Below are 23,121 nucleotides of genomic sequence, written 5' to 3'. Positions count from 1 at the left end.
TTGTCAAGAATAAAAATGGCAAACCTTGTGTTAAAATAGTACCAGCAAGCCTCTCCTGAGATACCGCATAGCAAAAAGGGATTTTATGAATACTGTATCAAATAAAGCAAAGGGATTTACCCTCATCGAAATGCTCATTGGTTTCGCCATATTTATGGTTATCATGTCGTTTGTTATTCCTTTCATTGCCAGGCAAGTTTTTTTCTTTGATTTGGATCAAGCCTCATTTGAAATTGCCAAGGTTGTTGACGGCGTCGACCGCCGGAATTTTAATGACGGTTTTCTGTTCTCGCTTTGGGATGAAAATGGAGGGGCTACGCCAACGGAGGAAACCTTAACTTGGGACGAGGGGAGCGAGTTTATTACCCTACTTGATGAGTACCTAACGTCGAGTTCAAATCCATGGTGTGGTGTCGACGATGGTTGGAACCCTGCGAACGAAGGGGGACTTCCCGATTTGGGCGATGAAACATCAGTCGAAGACGTTGCTCTGGTCGGCTGTCATTTATTTAGAAATTCCTTACCTTTCAACATCAAATTATCTGCTGCATTAAGCAGCGATCCTGTTTATGACAGTGTTGATAAATTCCGTCTCTACATAAATTTAGAGGACGCACGCTTCGACTTAAATGACGATGGCGAAGTCACAATGACTAAAATGGAAATGTTCAGGGCTTCCCTACGTGATTCGTTTCGGCGAATTCAATATGGGACAGCGAACGTTCTGTACGGAACGCCAGGCTCTTCTCTTGATGACATTGACGATGATGAGTCATTCTCAACACCCTCTGAGTGTGAAGCGGCCCTCGACGGTGGGGGGGAATGTATGATTATCGCGGAGATTGATTACGCAGGCAACACGAACGGCAAATTCAAAACAACTGATAATACGAACTCGCATGTGGATGATGTAACGTTCACTCAAGGGTACGGGGCCGGTAAACAAAAATGTGCCTACTGGAGCAAAGAAAGTGGCACATGGACCGCGGATATTGTCGACTGCGCAATTAAAGCGGGCATTAATGATGATGAAGTCACGTTGGTTTTCGACGGCGCGCAATCAAGCAATTTCCTTTTAACAAGAAAAGTTGCTGACAGTAGCGATGATGGTTTTGTTGAAGTATCTAACCTATGCACCCTGTTCGAACCAGAATACACAGGTGCCACCTCCACTTCACACGCTGATGACAAAATGATACTAACCCCAATAGATGAAGAAAGCCCTTGCGGACTAACTGACACAGGGGATGTTGTCCAGCTAATTTCAGATGAGATTCACGGCGGTATCGCTTACGTGGAAGAAGTCGTTTCGGATGATATTTTTGCACAAAGAGCAACGCTTTACTCAAATACGGACGGAGATGTTGTTTTAAAAGTATGGGACTCAACACACACTGCCCTCGCTTTTACCTTGGATAACAACGGTAACCTTTACACGTCGGGTTCGGTTGATATTGGTGGTGATACCACTGTCGATGGTGACACTGTACTCAATGGGGATTTAACCGTGGACGACAATGTCAGCTTTGCTTTAAGTAACACAAGCAGCGTATTTAATATCGGCCGGATTAATGGGAACGCCGGAATGTCTATCACACGCGACACAGATACCTTCAGAATGCACTCTGATTCAACCGTAACCGAGTTTGTTGCTGGCGACAGTTTGGATGAGGGTGTGATTCTTGAGGATCAAGGGGATGGTAATATAGAAATGCGTCTCAAAGCTGATCATGGTGTCGTTGCGGAAAATGGCACAGACATTCACGCCTCATTCAGCACATTGTTGAATCAAGATTTTAGCTCAAGTGGCATCGACACGGACGACCTTAAATCTGTATCTAAATTGGTTACCGCAGACATGGCAAAATATCTGGATGACACATCATCACCAATACAAATTGTAGGTATAGAAAGGGTCGAAGGTGAATACTTACAACTCACCAAACCAGACTGTTTAGCTTTCATGGATGATGACAACTATTCCAGCGCTGATGCAAACCCTTACCGTTCAATTATTGATGAGGGCGATCTCGGTGATGGTGAAAGTTACGCAAGAATTGTCCTTGTTCCCATGTATATCAAGACTTACAACTCTGCCTTTGGTGATAACCAGGTCTTCTCACAGCACGCTGCGCATTCCTCCGCAACAACGTGGGACATTTACCTCTACCTTTCTGGCGAAGGTGCATTTGGTACTGGGGCAAGGGAAGACGGGGCCGGCGGTTCTCTGGCTATGATTATGTGTGATTACAGTAGCATCAACTTCTCACGACAAACTTTCTAATTGTGCTATTATTGATGGGCAAAGGATTGTGGAGTTATACAAAATGGAAAAAAAGAAAACCTTATTTACAATAGTGATAACGACACTGTTGATGAGTGGTTGCACAGCAACACGAAATGCTAAGCCGATCACCAATGGCGAACTATCGCCTTTCGAACAGAAAATTTACGAAGATAATAAGCGAACAAACGAAATTCTAAGTAACGCTGCTTTACTTAGTAGTAAAAGCCTAGCTACCTTCGTACGTACAGAACAAGCGCTCGCACAAAAAACGCTAACCGCTGAACAAATACGTCAAGCGCGTTGGCAGCGTGACTACATCCCTGTCAACATGGAGCAAATGATGCAGACCGGATGGGGGTATGCCCCAGAGCCGCTCATTGCCTTGGTTGCCAGCACCGCGGGATATCGCGTGATTTACCACAACGAACGTCCTCCGATCACCCGTTCCGTGATCGTTGAAGCTAAGTCAAGAAGACTTGTTGATTACCTCGCTATTATCGACCAGCAAACTGAGGGTTACATTGACGAGATTATCCCTGACGACGGACAGGAAGATAAAGTAATCCACGTTTACTATTCTAAATTCTAACTGAAAGGATTCAGTATGAAGCGCTTATCAATTTTATCCGCAATCATTGCGTTATCTCTATGCACAGCAAATGTGCATGGGCAAGAGGACAAGGATGATGACACCAATTCCGAAAAGTATGACCTTACCAACAAAGAGGAAGCGATTGTTGATACGAGTCTCAATTCTTTTCGCGTAAATGAATTGAAAGAACTTTATAGTGAAACCGCTAAGAAACGGATTATTAACTTTGATCGGGAATACGTAAAAGACGTTGATTACGATCTTCGGTCTACGGTTGACTTCAGCCACCCCTCATTAGGAATGCTAACGACAGAGATCACCGAAAGTGATTTAGAGGCCATACAGGAAATCCAAAAAGAAAGTGAAGCACAAGATATGCGTAACAAAACGATTATGCAGTCGGCCTTCCACTTTGGCTACGCAGCAGCGTATTACAAACGAACTCGCGAAAAGCATGATGAACTGATCTCTCAAGACAAGCTTTATACGCAAACCTTTCCATTCTATATACTCATGGAAGACCATGGACGCGTAAAACCCCCGGTTGTTTTAGAGATCCCTTTTTCTCGTGAGATTGAAGACAAAAGAACTATTCGTGAAACAAAGCGACGCTACCGTATTGCTAAACAGGCAGAAGTCACTCTTCGCCCGCCAACCTATCTCGATTACTTCAACAACCTTCTCACGAAGAAACCGGACTTGCCTAGCGTTTACATGATCCCGCTAAACGACGAAGAGTTGGTTTACTGGCGCAAAGGGATTATGCATGGTTGGGTTGAAGGTAATGAAAAAGCGAACATCGTTATTCAGCAGGATATTCGAACATTGTTTTCTGAATTTATTGGCATGCTTCGATACCACGCTCAAGTCCGGGCCCACATTCTGAACCGGCCTAGCACTAAAAACACACAAGTGGGTACAAACGCGCTTGGTAATGTTATTAACATCGGAGAGTCTGTTTTTGAAATCACTCGGCTACCGGAATTTAATGACGATGATATTCATTGGATTGCCCTACCCGAGGTTGATGACATTTTTAACGACCTAACACAAGAGAGCATCAATGAACTTACGCAAGAAATTGTGGAAAGCGGGGCGTTAAACTAATGGGTTTTTCTCCTGATATCCAAGACCCCACCAGTCTCTTCTTACCTGACAGTATTGAAGAAGAAATCGTTAATGGCATGTCCCCTCAAACCATTAATAAAATTTTTTCATATGGGCGACTATTGAAGGTCTCTGACGTGATATTTCAGGTTGGATTCCCTATCTGGATCAAGATAAACAATTTCGTTTTCCCAATCTCCAAAAGCGAAATTTCTCTCACTGTCATGCAGCAAATCATCGAGGCTCTTTTTAAAGCGCCTGAAGGGGATGATCGCGCCTTCATGGAAGTCATGTCCGGTAAGAACCCAGACATCAGTTACACATTCAAGATAAGCAAAAGTGGCCAACGCGATAAATTCATCAGGTATCGGGTCAATATAACACGAGATGGTGAGAGTGGACTTTCTGCATTTTGTCGTCTGAACAATGAGGTTATCCCTAAACTAGAAGATATCGGACAGAGCCCAGGAGGGGAAATTTACCAAAGCATGTTTCGCATGAAAGGGACGGTTTTGGTTACCGGTGCCGTGGATTCAGGTAAAACAACCCTAGTCTACTCATGTTTAAATCACTTCATACTTTACGATGAACGACCTGCGGTAATTAACACTTATGAAAATCCTATTGAAGGTGATTTACAAACGCCAGCCAAAGAATATTCTGAAGTAGGGAATAAAGTCGTTTGCCAATGTCCTGTGCCTCAAGGTGCAGCCGACTTTAAAGATGGGGTTAAACGTTCTTTGCGTAGAAACGCTGATATCATATTACTGGGAGAAATCCGAACGCCAGATGAAGCGGACTCGTTCGTGGAAGGGGCTAATGCAACCGCAAAGTTAATGATTGCGACGTTACATACCGACAGTATCCCGCTAACGATAGACCGAATGCTCAACTTACTGCGAAAAGACAGCCAAGGTGAAACTCAGGCAATGCTAAATGCCTACCTGAATACCGCGAATATGATTGTTTCTCAAAAATTAATCAACACCATAGATAAAAAACGGGTGGCGGCGTACGAGTGCTTAGTCTTTACGCAAGAAGTCCGGGAAAAACTTAAATCTGTATCAATAGATGAAATAACAGAGACTGTTGCGCAAATTATGAAAAGTAACGGTAACACAATGGTTGATAAGGCCAGAAAATACTACGAGCAAGGGATTATCAGCGAAAAAACGTTCCGTGAATTCGAAAGAGATTTTGGGTACTAGAAAAAGGATTATGTTTGAATGAACAATGAAACCTTAGAGGTAGAGGTCATAGCGAAGCGCCCTGTAGCTGTCGCCTCATATCAAGCTTACATCTTTGGAAACACAAACAACAGTGGTATTGGGATCCCAACGTACATCGTTGCTTCTTTGGCTTGGTATACCCTACTTCCGTTTATGCCATTGCCATTTAAAGTTAAAGTTACAATGCTAGTTTTAGCAACTATTCTAGAAACAGTGATAGTATACGGAATGAGAATCAGGGGAGGGATTTTTGGAGCACTCGCGATAATGAAATACAGTATAACCTCTTCAAAACGAAAGACCGTACGAAATTAACCTTTTTCAGGGATGAAAAAATTAACCGTTTTCAGGGATGAAAAAATGAAAAACACTATTTGTCGCAAAACATTTATCGCTATGGCACTAATGTCTGCGTTCAATTCAACTAACTATGCATTCGCTGACTTGTTGAAAATAAGTGATGACGCAACATTGCTGCAGCAAGAAAATGCCCAGTACTTTAGCCAATCTGGGCTGTCTGGCGAAGAAGCCCAGATTGTCGAAACAGGTGGCGCAATGCTCCCCTTATCCCTAGCTACAAGCCTTATCATCCCAGAAAACTGGGAAATAAAACCTTCAGGTAACTTTGATAATGCAGTTGTTTCTTGGAAAGGCGGGGTTAGCTGGCCTATCATCATTCGAAACATCGCGGAAAACGAAGGGGTTTATGTCACCCTTGATTGGACTAGAAAAATAGCGTCCATATACGTTCCAGGCTCCGGAAAGCAGCAGGAAATAGCCGGGGACAAAGACCTCGATACCCTTGATGATGCTCGCCAAGAGTTCAGAAAGGCGCAACGTGATGAGTTTGAAAGAAAACAGCATTATGAACAGCGCACCCAAGAGCAAAAAACGCAGTTTGAAGCCATTTTAGAACAACAACGCGGCGCTCAAGAGGCAAATCAAGAACTTATCGCCCAGATCAACAAATCAAGAGCGGAGGCTCTTGAACAAAAAGAAGCGTTGCGCACATCTCTTGATGAGCAGCGTGAGAAATATGCTCGGTTGGTAGAAAAGTATTCCGTGATAGACCCTACCCTAACAGGTAAAAACCAGATGGACCCCACTGAGCTCTTTAAAGAGTATCAAGCTGCTTCTGTCTTGCCTTATGAAGACTCGGTCGATTACTTCCTTAAGGGAGGGCATAGCGATCGTATTGAGTACGGGACGAGCGCAACGTACATAGCGCGAGAAGGAAGCGTTCATGAGGTTCTACAGAAATGGGCGGACCAGATCGGCTGGTACGTTGACTATCAAGCTGGAGTCAACCACATCAACCGTTTCGACTTCAAATTAAAAGGGACATTCAGAGAAGTTGGCACACAGTTCATTAAGTATTTCCAAGCGTCAGATCGGCCTTTGAATATCGACTTCTTCCCTAAGTTAAACAAAACCGTGAAAGACCCGAAAACCGGCGAAATCAAAAAATATCATGGGGTAGTCATCGTTAGTGATTTGAACTACAAAATTGGAAGATAAGGATACCAACCAATGACCTTTTTTAATAAAACGAAAATTTCACTAGCTATCGCGGGAGCCATTCTTCTGGGAGGCTGTGCAAACACTCACTCTCCAGATGTTTCTAAAGCTCTCAGTGACGTTGAAAAGGAATTCGAAGGGGGCTATGACGAGCAAGTCAAAAAAATTAGACCTTACCGAAATGAAATCGGGCGGGAACACAATGAAGTTAGCTTTCTTGATGTGAATGACTACGAGATCATCTCGGAAGATGATCGCCGCCTACCCACACAGTTCGACTTGTCCGTGGTGATCGGGGATGATATTGAAGGTGAACCCGACTTGTTCACTCTGGACTCGTTTGCTGCAATGATTTACAAAACTACAGGCATTGTCGTTGATGTGTCTTCCCCTGACTTGAGTGTTTTGTCTAAAAACAAAAAAAAGGAAGGTGCAAGCTTGAATTCTAGTTCAGAGCTAGGTTCACCTACCCTTCGCGCTCAAGGCGTTCGTAGTGACTCTGTGCAAAGTTACAACCCGGCCCAAGATGTTCTGGGTGGTGAAAAATCTAATGACAACGACCGTGATGAGTTGAAGCTGAAGCATTTTGAATATAACGGTGATCTCCGCGGGCTTCTCGATTACGTGTCCATCCTGAATGGTATCAAATGGAAGTATGACGAAGAGACCAAGCGGGCCTACATGTACGCTTACGACACAAAAAGCTTCTTTATTCATGATTTCAGTGATGATATGGAGCTAACTTCTGAAATAACAACCACGACAGATCAAGACACTGACAGTACGTCTGGGGGAAGCTCTAAGACAACCACACGAAGCTCTGACTTGAAGTCTTGGGATAATATCAAAGATGACGTAGAAAACATGCTTACGGATGGCGTGGGGCGTGCTGGGTTTGATCGTAAGTACGGATTAATTACCGTAACTGATAGTGACTTTGTTTTGAACCGCGTGAAAAATTACGTTGATAAAAAGAACCAAGCCTTTGGCAGAACGGTCATTCTTGACATTCAATTTATTCAGTTCACCTATTCTGAGGGTGATGACAAGTCCATCAGCCAAGCATCCCTAAATGACAGCCTAGAAAGCAATATCCTAGGTTCGTTCGATCTGGATCTAGGTACAGGCCCAATGGCAGCCGACATTAGTGGCAATTTGAGTACACTTCAAGAAATGATGTCGGGGAACTTCTTAACTCTAGCCACAGAGTCTCAAGAAATCTTATTGGGAATGCTGAATAGCATTGGTACCGCTAAAACATCATTTAAAACCCAAGTTGAAATATTAAATAACGACAGTATCTCTGACCAGAAAGTGACAAATCAAGAATACATTGACTCCATCGAACGCTCAACATATGGCGATGATGATGACAGTGATAGTTATAGCACAGAAAAAGGGGTTGCTGTTGACGGTGTCAATTTGACTGCCCGGGTTCGTATTGTAGGGGATGAGATCTTGCTTAACTATACGATTAGCAGCTCTGACTTCTACGGGCTGGATGATGCCGGTTTAAGCAGTGGGCTGGAAGGGATCAGCCTCAAGAATGAAGGGTCGCTTAACCTTGACCAGACTGTCACATTGAAAAACGGGATTCCGAAAATAGTGAAATTCACGCACGAAAACGACGAAACCGTGGATAGCCAGGGTCTGTTTAGTCATATGACTTGGTTCTTGGGTGGGAATGAAGACCTCGACGTATCCAAAAGTGCAACCATTGTTACTGTTACGGCATATTACGACAACTAAGCAGAGGACCAAGGATGGATACTTCTCCTAAATACCCTGACGACACGCTACTTATTGGTGGAAAACCGTTTTTAGTTTCCACCAATTGGAACACGGTTGAAAAGTACAATCGGCTAATATTCCCCCTCCAGCTCCGCGCGAAAGCGTCGGAGCTGGGGAGGCATTATGCGGTCGTCAACAGAAGTGACAAGAAGGCGAATCACCAGTATGGGCAATATGCGCTGTTACGGGTCGGTTCTGGCCAGTTGCTCTCCCCCTCACTTGATCTCGTTGCCGCCCGTCATGCCCAAGAGTGGGTTACGGCACACTTTGAGGCTAATACTGGAAAGGTAGATAGGAACGAATCTGACCTTAACAGCACGAAGATACTGATTACAACAGTCGACAATAAAGGCTCCTCTTTTGCCCCGGCCGAGTATGTTGTGTCAATGATTTCACCGCAAGGCGAAATTGCTTATATTGATAGCGGACGCAGCCTCAGAACGTTTGATAGTATTGATCTTGCTGACTTATTGGAAACCGAATTTCAGTTAGATGAAAATATTACTCTCCTTGTCATTGAAGATGATAGCGAAGCGATTAATTTTGCGCATAGTGTATTACATGGTCAGCAGCTCGAAATCGAGAAAAAATTAGCCATAGTAAAACGCGAAGCCTTCGACAGTGCTGCATTGAACAGTGATTTTTTGCCCACCAGAGTTTACAGACCGTCGAAGATAAAGATAAAAAAGGTAGGTTTTTTTGCGGCGGCCGGCGCTTTGCTTACGGCTGGGTGGCTCGGATTTTCTTTCCTCAATCAACTTGATGCGGAAGAATACTTTACGGACAGTGCATCTTGGGGAGACATTCAGGAAGCGCGCGAATATTACAAGGGCGTTTCTGCTACGTTGGATCCAAACTCATCATATTGGGACGACCGCACATATCGCAACGATGTCCTTGATGCGTTTCTGGATTCCCTATCAGACAATTTGTATACGCCTGAAGAAGTTACGTACATCATGCGGTATATCAATATGACACTCCCTCTGTATGCGTCAGAATGGGAACTTTCGTCATTGGAATATGCACATAACAATTTTATTGCAACATACAAGCGGCTGCCTAAAGGCAAAGGTGTCTTCTTTATGCTTGACGAAGACATCCACCAAATTGATATTAACGACGACGGTTTTCATGCCGAGCCTCTATCGTTAGGGGATAGGGCTGATACTCGACAATACTCCATTATTCCTGCTATCAATTTGCAACGACAATCTGAGTTTTCGCAAATGAGGCATACTCTCCAACAAGAAAATGCCGCGGCTAAAAAGCTGTCGACTGTTGCTGACACAGCATCAAAAGAAGCTTCTGAACTTGCTAGGTATCAGCGCCAATACGAAAACCTTGGTTTCTTCAGTAAATGGTTCATGCTAGAAGGTGATTCGTTGTTTAAGGAAGCCAAAGCTGTCCAGGAAGGCCCTTATAATCGAGCACTGAAAGATGCGGACGCAGCTAAATCAGCGTTTATGAATACCCAAACTCTCAATCTGGAAAACGAATTGATCATTGGTAACAAGTATGACTTTGTCACTATGATGCAGCTAGACAGCTTTTTCGCGTGGACGTTTCCCGAACCGACAAAATCCTTCCCAGACGCTAACTTGATCGAAGAGAAGAATAAAAAAGACAAAAAGAAAAAGAAGAAAAAGAAGGAAGTAGCGGTACCTGTTCGCTATGGGCCAGCAATTATTAGTTATGCCGTTTCAATCAGCACGCAAGAATCACAGAATGAAGAGGGTAAAGCTAATTCTTACGGAATCTCTGATATGATACGTCTTGGAGATATGCTCAACAAACCCTTTGTTCATGTGGATTATGTGAATTACGACAAAATCAACGAACAATGGGAAATGAAAGTGCATTTCTTTACTAAAACACAAGATTATGAAGAAAAAGTGTCCCAGTTCACCAACAAGGATGTGTAAAAATGAACACCTTTAAACTCACATGTGTTGCTGCGTTCATCTGCGGGGTCGTTTCCGGTAACGTTTTTGCGGCATCAAAAAACGACAATCTTTCTGAGCAAGAAGAAAAAGAAAAGCAAGCAAGTCTTAATATTGATGGCGTCAACACCGTTGCTACACCAGAATTGATCAAGCGTTCTGACGCCGAAGGGCTAATCCGAGATCGGCTAAGAACGGAAAAGGATATCGATGGCATGCGTATTGACGATGCCGATAACAAAACCATCTTAGCAAAAAAAGAGCGTGAATTACTCATTACCAAATTCATCAATGAGAATGTTCCGATTCATGTTATTGCTATGGGCGAGAATGCGATAAACGCCTACTTGATGGAGCACTTTTTACTACCGGAAACAGGGGATTCTGGCTCTGAACCAATGGTTGTTTGGGAGAGCTCAAGCAACGTGCTTTCTGTTCCAGCCACCCCGCCAGATGCCTGGACTCCGGAAGTTGTCACGATTAAAAAGCCTGTTGTGGAAGCGCCTAAGCCAGACAACACCATTGAAGAAGTTAAAGAAGTCAAAGACAAGGCATTCAAAGTCACCGATGAAGATCAGAAGAAAGCTCTGGCAATCTTCGGTATGAACCAGGGGGATCTTGATGCCCTTTTTGATGGTAGCGTGAAAGCCGAAAAAAAAGCTAAAGCTGATATTAATTCAAATGATATCAATGTTTTAATCTCAGACATTGAAATAAAACACTTAATCATCATAGGTGACACAAAATACATCGACACTAAGCTGACGTTTGACGTTCTGCGTAATGGGCAGAGTCGAAAGATTATCGTCAACAAATCTGGCTTGAAACCCGGTGCGATATTCAGCGTTGAAAAAGAACGTTTCGAGTTGGTTTCGATAGATGAAAACCAAGTGGTTTTTGAAAACATCGATAAAAGACAGACGTTCACTTCACCCGTTGGCTAATTTGAGTCATTTTCACAAATCATATTTTTAATAATTTAGGGGTCCAAGGATGGATGAAAGAAATAAAGGACTGGCTCGCAACAATAAATTGATCATTCGACGTAACCAATTACCAATGAACATCCGATTCGCGGGCGAGTTTTACGGTAGTGGTGAAGCTGAGGTGGATGGCGATCATGTATTGAGCAAAAAAGAACGTGAATACATGTTTGTGTTCAGTGACGCTGATGTCTTAGAAGTTAATGAGCCCGAACTACATATTCTCGTTTTTCTTGAAGAAAAAAGTGACAATGTGCCTCTCTCCGCGAAAGATAAATTAAGAACGATTCTTAAGCACCTCAAGCAAGGGGCCACTGGAAAATCTAATACTCGCTATAAAACAAGCATATTGTCATACTCTAAATCCCATGAAATTAGAGAAGAGCTCCAAGAGAAGCTACGTGAGCGCGAACAAGCTATTAGCGAAGATATTGCTGTAAATAAAGACAGAGGCCGTGAGGCAGAAAACAACAAAAACGGCAAACGGTATCTCGCTATGGCCGATAACTACTTGAAAGAAGCCATGGAGTACGGTGCATCCGACTTTCACATTGAGGCTGACGCTAGCCGCGCATTTGTTCGATTACGCATACACAAGCAGTTAATCGACATTGACGAAATAACTCATCACGAAGCTGCGCAGTTAGGCGTGACGTTCTACAGTGAATTTACCCGTGGCCGTGGTGAGGGTCAGGTTAAAGGGATTGCCGAGGGCACATATCACGAAAGTTCAATTCTTGATGCTGAGTTTTCCCGCAAAATAGGCGGGAATATATCACTCAAAGCCCGGATGGTTAACATTGGTCTAAATCATAGCGACTCGTTCAATATTGTGCTTCGATTAATAGACAAGACAAAAACGTCCGAAGCCATCCCTTTTGAAAAACTTAATTTTTCACGGACCATTTGCCGGAAACTACGGATCCTAGATACAGCAAGCAAGGGAGCTATTCTTGTTGTTGGCGTTACGGGGTCGGGCAAAACAACCACTTTGCAAAATATGATTCAGCACGAACGGGATCGCACCGGGAATACTCGGAAAATCTATTCCATAGAGCAGCCTGTAGAAACACACATTGATCGCGTCGTTCAAATCAACGCGACTAGCGACGAATCTAAAGACGTTTCCGCTGACAAAAACTTTTCTTTTGACAATATAAACAGAAGCTTAATGCGGGGGGATCCTGATAGCATTATGTATGGTGAAATCCGTGATGTGAGTACTGCCATAGCTCTACAAATGGGAGCGAATTCAGGGCATCTCGTTTATGGAACAATGCACGTCAAGTCTGCAATTGACGCATTCCCTCGACTTGAGTCCTTCGGCTTATCCAGAGAAATCATTGCGCGGAATGGCTTTTTGGTTATGATAATGTGTCTGCATCTCCTACCACTATTATGCCCTCATTGCTCGATTCCATACAAAGACAAAAACTCGGTTCCTGAGCGCTATAGCGAGTTCGACGCTATTGCTAACTACCGGAAAAAAAGAGATAAACGCAATATCATGCGAGATGTTATTGCTACGCAGAAATCAATTAAACCCGGTGACTCTCTGCTTCGAGAACTGCAATGTAAGAGTTTGATTGATTCGCAAGACGTTTTTGAATTACAACAAAAAATCAAACTCATGAATGAGGGCCGAGACAATGTTGAATTTATCGAAAGAGTGGAAACGGTCATTCGGGGAAGCATGATGCCGCGAGAAGAAACAAATGTTCGATTCAAAGGCCCAGGGTGTGACCAGTGCTTCAATGGTACCGTTGGCGTTGTGCCCGTTGGCGAAATCATTATTCCAGACGAAACGTTTCTCTCTTTTGTTCGTGAGGGACGACTTTCGCGTGCTGAATTATATTGGAAATCAAATCTCGACGGGATAACCATTACGCAAGATAGCTATGAAAAAATCGTATCAGGAATGATCGATCCAAGAGATGCCGAAACCGAATTGCCAGAGCTTCTGGGGAGTTAATAGATGGACATTTTAGACGTAGTTGCCGACTTCGCAAATAAACTCAGTAATCTTGGTGAGGCGGCAAGTAAAGATACGATTAGAAAGAAGCCCGCAATCCGCAAACGGTTCTATATGCTCGTAAAGGATTACCTGTCATCATCGGGTACAAAACCACTCAATGATTTCTTTGAATGGTATATTACACAGCTTGATAAAAGAATGGAGATTGCCCCTCAATGGCAAAACGTTTGGTATCGTCTCACCCGCAGCAAAAACAGCTCAAACCTTCGCTCTTTTTTGGAGGCGTGCCACCGCTCCGACAATCCGGATTTTAAAGAAAAAATCAAAGATTGGATCCCACAGGACGAGTATATGATTCTGGCCAGCCAACAGAAATCCGATATTACTGAAGGCTTGTTGATAGTTATTGATATCTGTGAAGAAAAAGAAAACACAGGGAAACAAGCGGTAAAGATTTTCTTTGCCGCTCTACCCAGTTTGGTTACTGCCGCAGCAATGCACACCGTACTTTACAAATTTGTGTATCCTGTTTTTGTTCGAATTGACGCAAGGGACACTTGGGATATTATGAACGCTGGGCAAAAAGTGTACTTTATGTACAATTGGTTAAGCGCCTATTCCATTCCCCTCTTTATAATCTTGGCCATCTTAACTAAGTTGCTATTCATCTCCGTCAGGAACTGGAGCAAGCGAGGTATGTTCTTCCGGGAAAATTACATTGACTGTATCCCGCCCTACTCCTTATCAAAATTAAAGGCGCAATATAATATTGTTTCTCTCACTTACAACTACTTACGGTGTGGATTGTCTGACTTTGATGCTATTTCCGAGGTCAAAAATGGAAGCGATAAATATACAGCCTATCAGGTGGGAAAGATAACAAACCAGGTGAATGTAAAAACAACCGACGCTTTTAATACGTTATTTATGGGAGATTACGGATGTGATATCGCTGAGCGTGGTCAGTATGTCAACCTCCAAGAATCGCTAAAAGAGCTTATGGGCGGCATGAAGGAACGGTATGTCGAGCGGGTTAATGTATTTAACAAGATCTTATTTACCTACTTCTTAAATATCGTCGTGTATGGGTCCATTGCCGCATCCATCGTTCCACTTATCTTTGCTATTGGTAGTATGTTACCGGATAAAGTCTTATAAAAAACGGGGCTGCTTGAATATTAAAATTGGTTCCTGAAAAGATATTATATTTGGTTTGAAACTCTCGTATAGCTTTTGTTTTACGCAGAGGAAATGTATCAAGTTACCTTTAGAATAGAGACTACTCATCGCCTGATAGGGCGATGTTTCTTATTTCGTTAGCTTGCATAAAATAACCACAGAAGGTGGTGGAAATAATTTTTACATTGCATCTAATTGGGATCAGGAACTGGCTGATGAAATAGCGTCTTATGCTAAGTAGGCGTTGTTGCGTAGTACGAGATCCCACAAGTTGGCTTACGGGGCTTACAGGGTGTTATGGTCGACAAAATGGCATTAAATAATAGAACAGGCACATGTTGTTATTAAGCGCGTTCTAGAACATCTTTGATGTGCTGTAAGTTGGTTTTTATCCACATCTTGTCTATTGCCCCCCAGGATTCCACTTTATAGCATGCGTTTTTCGTTCCACCCCTACTTTCTATAATAACGTCCAAGTCCGACAATGCCTTTAACGTCTCCTGAAGAGCCCTCCTGTGCATTTCTGTGGCTTCGAGCAGTGCAGGCAAGGTGTTGCTGCCTGAGTCAATCAAGAAGGCTACATAGAGCCTCCTGTAATAGCTTACTTTCGTTTTACTGTAGTTAACAGTCATCGTATAAATCGTCTTCTTTTCTCAAAGCACCCATAACTACTTTTTACAAGGCCAACTGTGACTATCATATATTGGCCCAAGCTTAACGCAAGCATCACGGGAGGTCTTGCGAAGAATGTTTAATCATTCATTATTCATCAACACGAAATTCTTACCTTAAGACTTAATCACTTAGCGAGTACACAGTGCTCTCTATCGCCACTCTTGCAGCATCCAACTGTCGAGCCCTTTCTTTTTGTTTCATAATAAGCAGCCTTAGTTGGTTCTGTAAGGCCATTTGTTTTTGAAGTTCTAATAACTTTCCATTTTCAGAGGCTGATGCAATAATTCTTTGATGGTCAGGCAGCTTCGAACGCTCAATAGCATAATTAATAGCATCAAGCTGACTAACAACCAGTCCGACTTTGTTAATTGGCTCACGTACCTGTGCGACACTTAGCATGTAATCGGTCGAGAGACTTATGACTGAGAGTGCCTGTTTGTAAAACCCAACAAATTGCGTTTTTGAAGACGTTTCTTCTTCTCGGGAAGTTGGCGATGTCATGTAAAGAGTGCCGGTTAGGTTCTTTATATACTGGTAAGCAGCCAAGGATTCTACTGCCGAGTATGTGTACATGGTTTGATAGTCATCTGACGTCCCGCCGTTTTCTTCTCCTCGATACCCTGTAGGATACATAAACACATAGGCATCCATATCCGCATTTGGAGCCACTGAAGGCTCGTCACACATGCCCATTAGGGAGTCGTCCTCAGAGCAAAATACTTCATAATGGAAATCAACACTTTGTTTGGCTGCAGCACTAATACTCGACACAGCCTGAATATTGCTAACAATTTTCGTGCTCCGCCGGCTTTTAAGTTCCTTGCTTTCATTGATGATTTCTTCGCTGTACAGTTGCTGCTGCATCTTGGCAGCGCTGCACATCTGTTTTACGAACTGGTAAGTTGGAGAGTCTTGGTCGATCACTCTCGATTCACCCTCGTCAGGCTCCATCATTGACGAATCCCCAGGAAACAGCATGTTTTCGAGCTGTTCTTTCTGCGCGTTAAGCTCCATCTCATACGCCATCTTAAGTTCTTGGTATTGACGATCTATTTCAATGAGGTTTGATTGCTTTGCTTGAGATATTTTAATCAATTCAGACGTGATGGTATTGAAGGCACTGCTTATTGCTTCTGATTGGATCACAGTAGCAGAATTTACTGCGGCCGCCACCACCGCATTCATGCCCGTATCAAAAGAGGTTTCAGCCTGCTCTATCGGCAATAACGCCGCCGGCATAAAACTGGTGACCGGCAATGGTGATAATGTGGGACAGTTCGCATAGGTTATCACCGTGGCGCTTGCTGTTAACGTAGGTATCCAAAACGCGGTAACCAGGCCAAGAATAGTAAGTGCTTTCTTTAACATCATTTATTCCCCTGACGCAGCTCTTTCATTAACGACACAACAGCGGGGGAATTAGCATATTGTGCATTAGAAATTGCCTTTAAAGATAGTGTCTGTTCTGTAATAAGGTACTCTTTCATTAGCATTTCGTTTTGTAAAGAGACTGATGCCAACACTTTTTCTAACGCGTCCGCACCAGAGGGATCCGCAACAAAATCATTGCCAGAGTTAGGCGAGTCCCCATTTTGAGCTGAGACTTGCGTTGTTGCGGCCTGCTGTTTGACACGATCCTGAAGGATGTCAAGCGGTCCCGCCCCCAAAACACTTTCCTTATTGTCAGAACTCTCCGTATTGATTTCGAAACGGTCAACACCATCAAACTCGCCCTCTTCGATCATCGTTCGCATTTTTTCACCGACACGTTCGAACATGGACTCATTCAAAGCCAATCTCACCATACTTAACGCTGACGCACGACTCATCATTCTTGATTGGTACTCTGCGTTCGACGCCTTACGTCTATCCGAAGCATCAAGCGCTGGTACCAAATCCGCACCTACCAAGTTGTTAATAAAATCCATAGATGCCTTTACTTGATTGGCATTTCTGTATGTGTTCACCAAGTCGACAGCACGTTGATTCGGGTTATCAATCAAATCATCACGATCTAAAGACTGAGCCCTAACCTCGTCTTGAACATCATCATCGAGATCATCGATGTAACCATGTGAGGATGCGGCTGTTGGTGCATTGAAATTGGTCGCCGAAACGTCCCCGTTGGGAATGATATTACCAATAACGATTGATTCTTGGTAATCTTCAGCCGACAGGTCGTCACCACACAACCCTGCTTTGTATTGAGCGGGTGAACACGACAATACCTGCTGACTTGCCATACGGCGTGTTACAGACCCAGATACGTCTGTTGTCTCCATTGCTGTCTTGCTTTCTTGTTCGGCGACTTCTGCTGAGGCAACGCGAGATTTATTCTGTCGTTCTTTCTCTATTAATTTCCTTTTGTTCGCAGAACATTGCTTAAATAACGCCGATAATTTCTGTCCAGGGTAAATGCGCTTTGCAATGGAGCAATTCCCAGTTTCTGACGTATCGCTAGTATCACAAACACCCTCTGACGCCTTGATTGGGACAGGCACATAACCAAGTTCATCATCTTTATCAAAAGTCTCTTTGAGAAGAAGGATAATTTCAGGGACCGTTTTGGACGATTGACTTGAGAGCGTATCAAGGATCAACTGGAACTCTTCTTTCGTGTCATCCGAAGAAACAATGGCTGTATTTGCACGAAAGGCGTTCTCAACCATTTGACTCTTGTGCGCCATTTCGCGATCCGCCATCGCCTTTTCGACTTTAAGCTTTTGGTTAATCTCAATTTGTGAGAGTTCAGCTTGTGCTGACACCACTGTTTGCGCACCTGTCGAAAGCGAACTGGCATTCGCAGTTGCCATATCAACGAGTGCCTGGGCGGTTTCATTTGTGGTGGTGGTGATGGTCTGTGTGAAAGTGATTAACTCTTCGTCCGCATTAGATCCCGAAATGGTTGATGCTTGTGCGGTTGTGGTACAAGGCACAATTGGCGGGCAATACGCAAAAACAGAGGATGATGCGAGCAGGAACGCGGCCCCTAAACTTAATTTAGATAACTTTTTGAAGTGCTTCATTCTTCTTCCCTGATGATTATGAATGCATACTAACTATACTGACATGAAAAAAATCATTTACGCTTTGCTAAGATTGATTTTGTAACATTGTTCATCGCAATGAAATTGGCCGATATAGGCTCAACAAGGACTTGCAGTATTTCGCTTGGCGACGCCAAATATCGTTCAAGACTTTTTTGGTTCTTGACAAGCTTATGATTAAAATCATGAACCGATGTCGTGATGATTTCCGATGCAAGGAATAAGGTGTTGGAGTAGAACATAATATCGTCCGGTTGTTTCTTAGCTGTAACCTTTTCCACCATTTTGAAAAGCAATTCAAAAAGGAAACGAGAAGCATCTACGTTCAGATCGACGATAGTATCAACTCCTGTAATGTGCCCGCTGGTCCTCAGTGAGGTATGAAACAACCAGACCGGCATAAACATCCTGGACAAACTTCCTATTACGTAGCCTTGAATATCCATCTCCAATTTAGTCCGTTCCACCTCTGATATTCGGGCGTGACGTTCAGAAACATCCTTGATTGCTTCTGCACAAAACGAGGTCAAAAAAGGAGCGCACTCATCAAAAACATCTTTAATTTCGCTTTCCATCAACTGAAGGGAGGTCATATTAAACATAACAACACTATTACGGAGGGATTTCGCCAACGTCAGGAATAACTTGTCTGAAATTAATGAGGTGTCCGTAAAATTATGCCGTTCTGACAGGGATTCCACGATTTTCCCTCCCGTTTCGACAACGCATTTAAGCAGATCTGGAAGAGAAACATGGGCAATACTTTCGGTGTTATGGTTTATCTCCAACGCTTCAATAAGCGGCATCAGAATGTTGGCTACCTTATGGGCATTCACCATCTGGCTCATATACTTTAAATGTTCACTTTTTTCATCCATTAGACACTTCTCCCTGCATTAGCGGATAACCCACCCGCTTTTTTAGAGTCACTTAAAGTGGGCACAATTTTGTCCCATCTAGCGCTATCTTCATACCTTTCATGGGGCACATAACTTTCGTGAGTACGATAAAGGTCATAATCCAACCCCCGGAATGCTTCTTTTACTTGGGGCATTAACGTCCTAAACCCATTCTCTTTTTCTGTCTGGAAATGGTCCCAGCACCCAACAACCTCAACAAAGGAGCTCGTTCTTCCGCACTGACTCAGGACATACCAAAGTTCTCTGTCGATAATTTTTACCCACTTCATTTCGGCTGACGCCAATATTCCAAAAGTCCAACTCCTTTCCAATAGAGAAAACAATACCGTTTTCTCATAGGCATGTGTCAGCAAAGCATCACGGACCAAGCGCTTGCCCTTTTCATACATATCCTTTTCCGAATCAAGTTCTTCAAACGACGAAACCAGAGGGTCGTAAGGGTCCTCAAACTCTGTGTCTACAAAGTAAGGGGTCTCGAATGCGTCCTTGTATGTGTTTAAGATATCATTCACGTCCTTCTCAATAGAATTCCATAAGGCTTCCTTTTTTTTCCTTTTCATATCCCCATTCACCTCATAGTAATCAAGAAGTTTTCGGTTCATTAAGCGTGACGTTCTCACTTGGCCAAATATGTGGGGAACTAAAACGGCAAGTATGCAGCGGAAATTCATATCGAGACTGTCCAGCCCTGTCCATAAAGGCCCCACGTTTTGTTTAAGGACGGGGAACGCTCTATCTCTAACCAGGGTGAACTGAGATTTCTGAGCCCGAGTAAAAATCTTTCGAACTTTTTTCGTGACTATCTTCTGGGTCAAATTATGCTCTCGAATCCAGGTTAAAGGCAGTTTTGCTAACGCATACCACCCACTGTCTAAATCCGGGTCGTTAATCATCTTATCCATGATATTCACGACAGGTTTGATATAAGGCCATACTTCTTTCTGGGAGGAAGTGTATGAAGACAGCACTGACCCCTTGTTACCGGCAAGCCATAACGCCAATTTACTCCTTCTCCCTGGCAAAGGGATGGGGCTCGTCTTACGATGTATTTCTTTGTAAGAAACAAGGCATAATATCAACGCTGGAATTGGCCAAAGCAAACTGATCGTTACGGTGTTAATGTCTTCTTGCCGATCAAGGCCGACGCCAGAAACATAGTACGTTGCATAATCATCATGATGCAGAACTAAATGATTGTGAATTACTGAAATTAATTTAGCTTCATCCGCCCAGAAAAAAACATATCCTGAGTACTCAACTGGAATAATAGCTAAAACTTTGTATGTGTATAAGTTAAAGTAGTACCATGGGTATTGGTAAAAATAAATGAAACAAAATACGCAAGCAAGGCCGAACCCTATCGCCAAAACAAAGAGCTCGAATTCAGCCCTCTTCCCACCTTCACTATCCATATGAACTTCCTTTTATTTACCCATCACCGTAGTGTTCGATGCGCTTTCCTAGCCACTACTGAATCTTTATGAGGAACCGCGTTCCCCACGATGTGGAACGCATCCCTCAGCCCTGGATTTAACCGCTTCTCCTAGGGCACTGCCAAACATGTCATGCTTGTACTACCATATGGCACTCCGCAACACTCACCGTTAACGTACTCCCACCCTTCATACCCATAACCGTCGTAAATACCACAAATCCCACTGCTCGTCGACGCGTCTTCATTTTCCGTGGTTTCCGTCTCCGTTTTGGTTTGCGATTCACTGATCGTACAATCAACTACCGTCTTTGGTGCTAAGTTGTAATAACTCTCCCAGCAGCGCTCACTAATGAAGGTGGTCACACAAACCGTTTCATTTCCTGAGTCGGTACAGTCTGCATCACCATCCTGTTCCCAGTCGCCCCAGTCACCCCAACCCTCACCGGTCATTGTACGAGGTGCTGCAACGGTCTCCGTTTTGGTGTTCCTTTCACTTGTGCTCGTGATTTCACGTTCTGGATCCATGTCGTAAAGTTCGTAAAGGTAACGGTATTGTTCATAATAGACGGTGCAAGTCGTGTTGTAACAGATACGGTTATATTCTTCCCAGTCACCCCAGTCACCCCACTCACTTCCGATATAGTCCCGAACGGCCTCCCCTGTACCTGAAACACTGGCCTGTGTCATTTCTGTATCGGTTTTGTAGTCATATTCCGTGTCGTATTTCGTCTCACTGCCATCGTTCCAGACGTAATATACATCGCGTGAATTTACATATGAAATGGTGCACGTTGTTGTTTGCGTAAATGATTCGTCCGGTTGGTAATCGTCCGAATCTGGAGAGGTGCTACAGGAGCGACTCTCCTCGGTCCATCCGATCCAATCCCCCTCATCCGTCCCTGTGATATAGGTACACGTTGGCGTGGAATACTGCTGGTAGGCACCGTCTACACACTGAAGTGTGGCGGTACCTGAAATTGAGCTGTCGTACGCGTAGGATGTCGATGCGGAATGGTTAACGCTGATCGTATCGCCATTATTGTTGGCGGTGACGGTTGCCTCGCAATACGCGCCCCACGTTACGGTTTGACTGGAGCAGTCCATTTCGCACGAACTTGGAGTCACCACCAGCTCACCGTTTTGGCAAACATAACTAGCGCTTCCTGATGTGTTCGCGGTTGTCGATGTGATACTACCTGATGTACCATTGGGTATATCACCCGGGTCGGCTCTGCACAAATCCGTCTTGTCTTCGCCGGAGTTCGAATACCCATCACCCCATACAGCCTCAGACGTGCAATCAAGTAGACAGGCCCCACTCTCCTGAACCCAGTTCCCAGTATAGCCGTCACATTTAAAGGTTGATGTCCCGGTGTTTGTTATACTGGTGTATAGCGTGACGACCTCATTGTGTGAGTAATTCCCTGCTGGGATCGTGTTTGCACAACTCTGACTGCCCTCGGAATCCTCCCAACCAACGGTGACATTCCCGGTGCACGTTTTATAGCACGTAGAATCACCCGAACTTAACACTGACTTACTGCCGTCATTACATAAAACATCAACGGAGCCATTAGTGGCGCTGTCGAAAAAGTCATAATGCGACTCTTGGCCCGAATAGTTCTCTTCAACATCAATCTCGCACGTATTGCCGGTTACGCTATCAGTAAAAGAAAAAGTTCCGCTCTCGCAATTCTCACAATCCAACAAGGTCTCCTCTGAACAAAGATCCCTATAAAATTCACCATAAAGTTCAATTTTAGAATAAAGGCTATCTTCATCTACAACATCACCAATACATTCACTGTTCTCACAACCATCAATAATTTCTGTACCCACATATCCCGAACAGCTCGCTTCAATATCGTAAATACCATCCGTCTCTGTGGTTGATCTAAGGATGTCGTATGAATCAAGTGTTTCGTAGTTGTTTTGAACGCATAAACGCGAAAGGACAATGGCTTCTCCTTGGGTGGCGTAATAAGTGCTCGGAATTTGCCCTGTCACGGTTGCAGTATCACAACTTTCGATGGTAACGACCGAATTAGTTTCCGTGTCTTCAGTTGAGCAGGATGCAGTTAAGGGGTCAGAGTCGCTTAGCTCATAAGTGGTACAGATAGCCTCCACTGAATAATATTCCGCATTACCGGTGCCAGGCAGTGCCTCGCTTGTACTCACGATCTCCTGAACATTTTCAAAACCGAGAGGTTCACAAAGGTTTTCCTGCACATCCGTTGTTGTTATATAGTCGCCAGCCTCTACCGCTATATAACCGTCATCTCCGGTAGATACGTAGGCCGTATCACAATCAACAACTTGTCCGAGCGTTGGCTCCGGATTTGATTCAACATCTGCATCGCACGATGTCTGGTCTCCTTTACAAAGGACTACCGCATCATAAAGGTCAGCCGTGTAGCCTGTTTTCGTTTTCCTTTGGTCT

The 23,121-nt window shown here is 43.8% G+C and carries 16 protein-coding genes; 10 read left to right on the top strand and 6 right to left on the bottom strand.

From position 1 onward, the window contains the following. Window positions 1–85: 85 nt before the first annotated feature. The 10 genes from V5298_RS00220 (at window position 86) to V5298_RS00175 (ending at window position 14,583) form a co-directional block, all read left to right on the top strand. Window positions 86–2,284: a prepilin-type N-terminal cleavage/methylation domain-containing protein gene (locus V5298_RS00220; RefSeq protein WP_332929438.1), complete on the top strand. Its 2,199-nt coding sequence runs from the start codon at window positions 86–88 to the stop codon at window positions 2,282–2,284. Window positions 2,285–2,375: 91 nt separating this feature from the next. Next, window positions 2,376–2,876, top strand: a complete 501-nt coding sequence (locus V5298_RS00215) for a DotD/TraH family lipoprotein (protein ID WP_332929437.1) — start codon at window positions 2,376–2,378, stop codon at window positions 2,874–2,876. Between the two features lie 15 nt (window positions 2,877–2,891). Continuing rightward, window positions 2,892–3,986, top strand: coding sequence for a type IV secretory system conjugative DNA transfer family protein (locus V5298_RS00210; RefSeq protein WP_332929436.1), 1,095 nt, complete (start codon window positions 2,892–2,894; stop codon window positions 3,984–3,986). After that, entirely contained in the window at window positions 3,986–5,194 is a 1,209-nt protein-coding gene (locus V5298_RS00205) for an ATPase, T2SS/T4P/T4SS family (protein ID WP_332929435.1), read from the top strand. The genes V5298_RS00210 and V5298_RS00205 overlap by 1 nt, the downstream gene beginning before the upstream one ends. Before the next feature lie 381 nt (window positions 5,195–5,575). Continuing rightward, entirely contained in the window at window positions 5,576–6,733 is a 1,158-nt protein-coding gene (locus V5298_RS00200) for a hypothetical protein (protein WP_332929434.1), read from the top strand. Between the two features lie 12 nt (window positions 6,734–6,745). Next, window positions 6,746–8,482: a hypothetical protein gene (locus tag V5298_RS00195; protein ID WP_332929433.1), complete on the top strand. Its 1,737-nt coding sequence runs from the start codon at window positions 6,746–6,748 to the stop codon at window positions 8,480–8,482. 14 nt (window positions 8,483–8,496) lie between these two features. Beyond that, the gene (locus V5298_RS00190; protein WP_332929432.1) at window positions 8,497–10,449 is read left to right on the top strand and encodes a hypothetical protein; all 1,953 of its coding nucleotides are present in this window, start codon (window positions 8,497–8,499) and stop codon (window positions 10,447–10,449) included. A 2-nt stretch (window positions 10,450–10,451) separates the two neighbouring features. After that, on the top strand, window positions 10,452–11,411 hold the full coding sequence (locus V5298_RS00185) for a hypothetical protein (protein WP_332929431.1): 960 nt from the start codon (window positions 10,452–10,454) through the stop codon (window positions 11,409–11,411). A 49-nt stretch (window positions 11,412–11,460) separates the two neighbouring features. Then, window positions 11,461–13,422 (top strand): ATPase, T2SS/T4P/T4SS family, encoded by a 1,962-nt coding sequence (locus V5298_RS00180; RefSeq protein WP_332929430.1) that lies wholly within the window; start codon window positions 11,461–11,463, stop codon window positions 13,420–13,422. A gap of 3 nt (window positions 13,423–13,425) precedes the next feature. Continuing rightward, on the top strand, window positions 13,426–14,583 hold the full coding sequence (locus V5298_RS00175; RefSeq protein ID WP_332929429.1) for a hypothetical protein: 1,158 nt from the start codon (window positions 13,426–13,428) through the stop codon (window positions 14,581–14,583). A 365-nt stretch (window positions 14,584–14,948) separates the two neighbouring features. Here V5298_RS00175 and V5298_RS00170 read toward each other — a convergent pair whose 3' ends face one another. The 6 genes from V5298_RS00170 to V5298_RS00145 all read right to left on the bottom strand — a co-directional run bounded on the left by V5298_RS00170 (window position 14,949) and on the right by V5298_RS00145 (window position 22,859). Further along, window positions 14,949–15,236 (bottom strand): helix-turn-helix domain-containing protein, encoded by a 288-nt coding sequence (locus tag V5298_RS00170; RefSeq protein ID WP_332929428.1) that lies wholly within the window; start codon window positions 15,234–15,236, stop codon window positions 14,949–14,951. 163 nt (window positions 15,237–15,399) lie between these two features. Next, the gene (locus V5298_RS00165) at window positions 15,400–16,650 is read right to left on the bottom strand and encodes a hypothetical protein (RefSeq protein ID WP_332929427.1); all 1,251 of its coding nucleotides are present in this window, start codon (window positions 16,648–16,650) and stop codon (window positions 15,400–15,402) included. Then, window positions 16,647–18,305, bottom strand: coding sequence for a hypothetical protein (locus tag V5298_RS00160; RefSeq protein ID WP_332929426.1), 1,659 nt, complete (start codon window positions 18,303–18,305; stop codon window positions 16,647–16,649). Before V5298_RS00160 ends, V5298_RS00165 begins: the two co-directional genes overlap by 4 nt. Before the next feature lie 53 nt (window positions 18,306–18,358). Next, window positions 18,359–19,204 carry a hypothetical protein gene (locus tag V5298_RS00155; RefSeq protein WP_332929425.1) on the bottom strand — a complete coding sequence of 282 codons (846 nt, stop codon included), beginning with the start codon at window positions 19,202–19,204 and terminating at the stop codon, window positions 18,359–18,361. Beyond that, entirely contained in the window at window positions 19,204–20,658 is a 1,455-nt protein-coding gene (locus V5298_RS00150; RefSeq protein ID WP_332929424.1) for a hypothetical protein, read from the bottom strand. The genes V5298_RS00155 and V5298_RS00150 overlap by 1 nt, the downstream gene beginning before the upstream one ends. 131 nt (window positions 20,659–20,789) lie before the next feature. Beyond that, complete coding sequence (locus V5298_RS00145) at window positions 20,790–22,859, bottom strand: hypothetical protein (protein WP_332929423.1); 2,070 nt, start codon at window positions 22,857–22,859, stop codon at window positions 20,790–20,792. Between the last annotated feature and the right edge of the window lie 262 nt (window positions 22,860–23,121).

This window comes from Alteromonas sp. 14N.309.X.WAT.G.H12, assembly GCF_036697315.1.
GTDB lineage: Bacteria > Pseudomonadota > Gammaproteobacteria > Enterobacterales > Alteromonadaceae > Alteromonas.
This window is presented reverse-complemented; position numbering and strand designations above follow the sequence as displayed.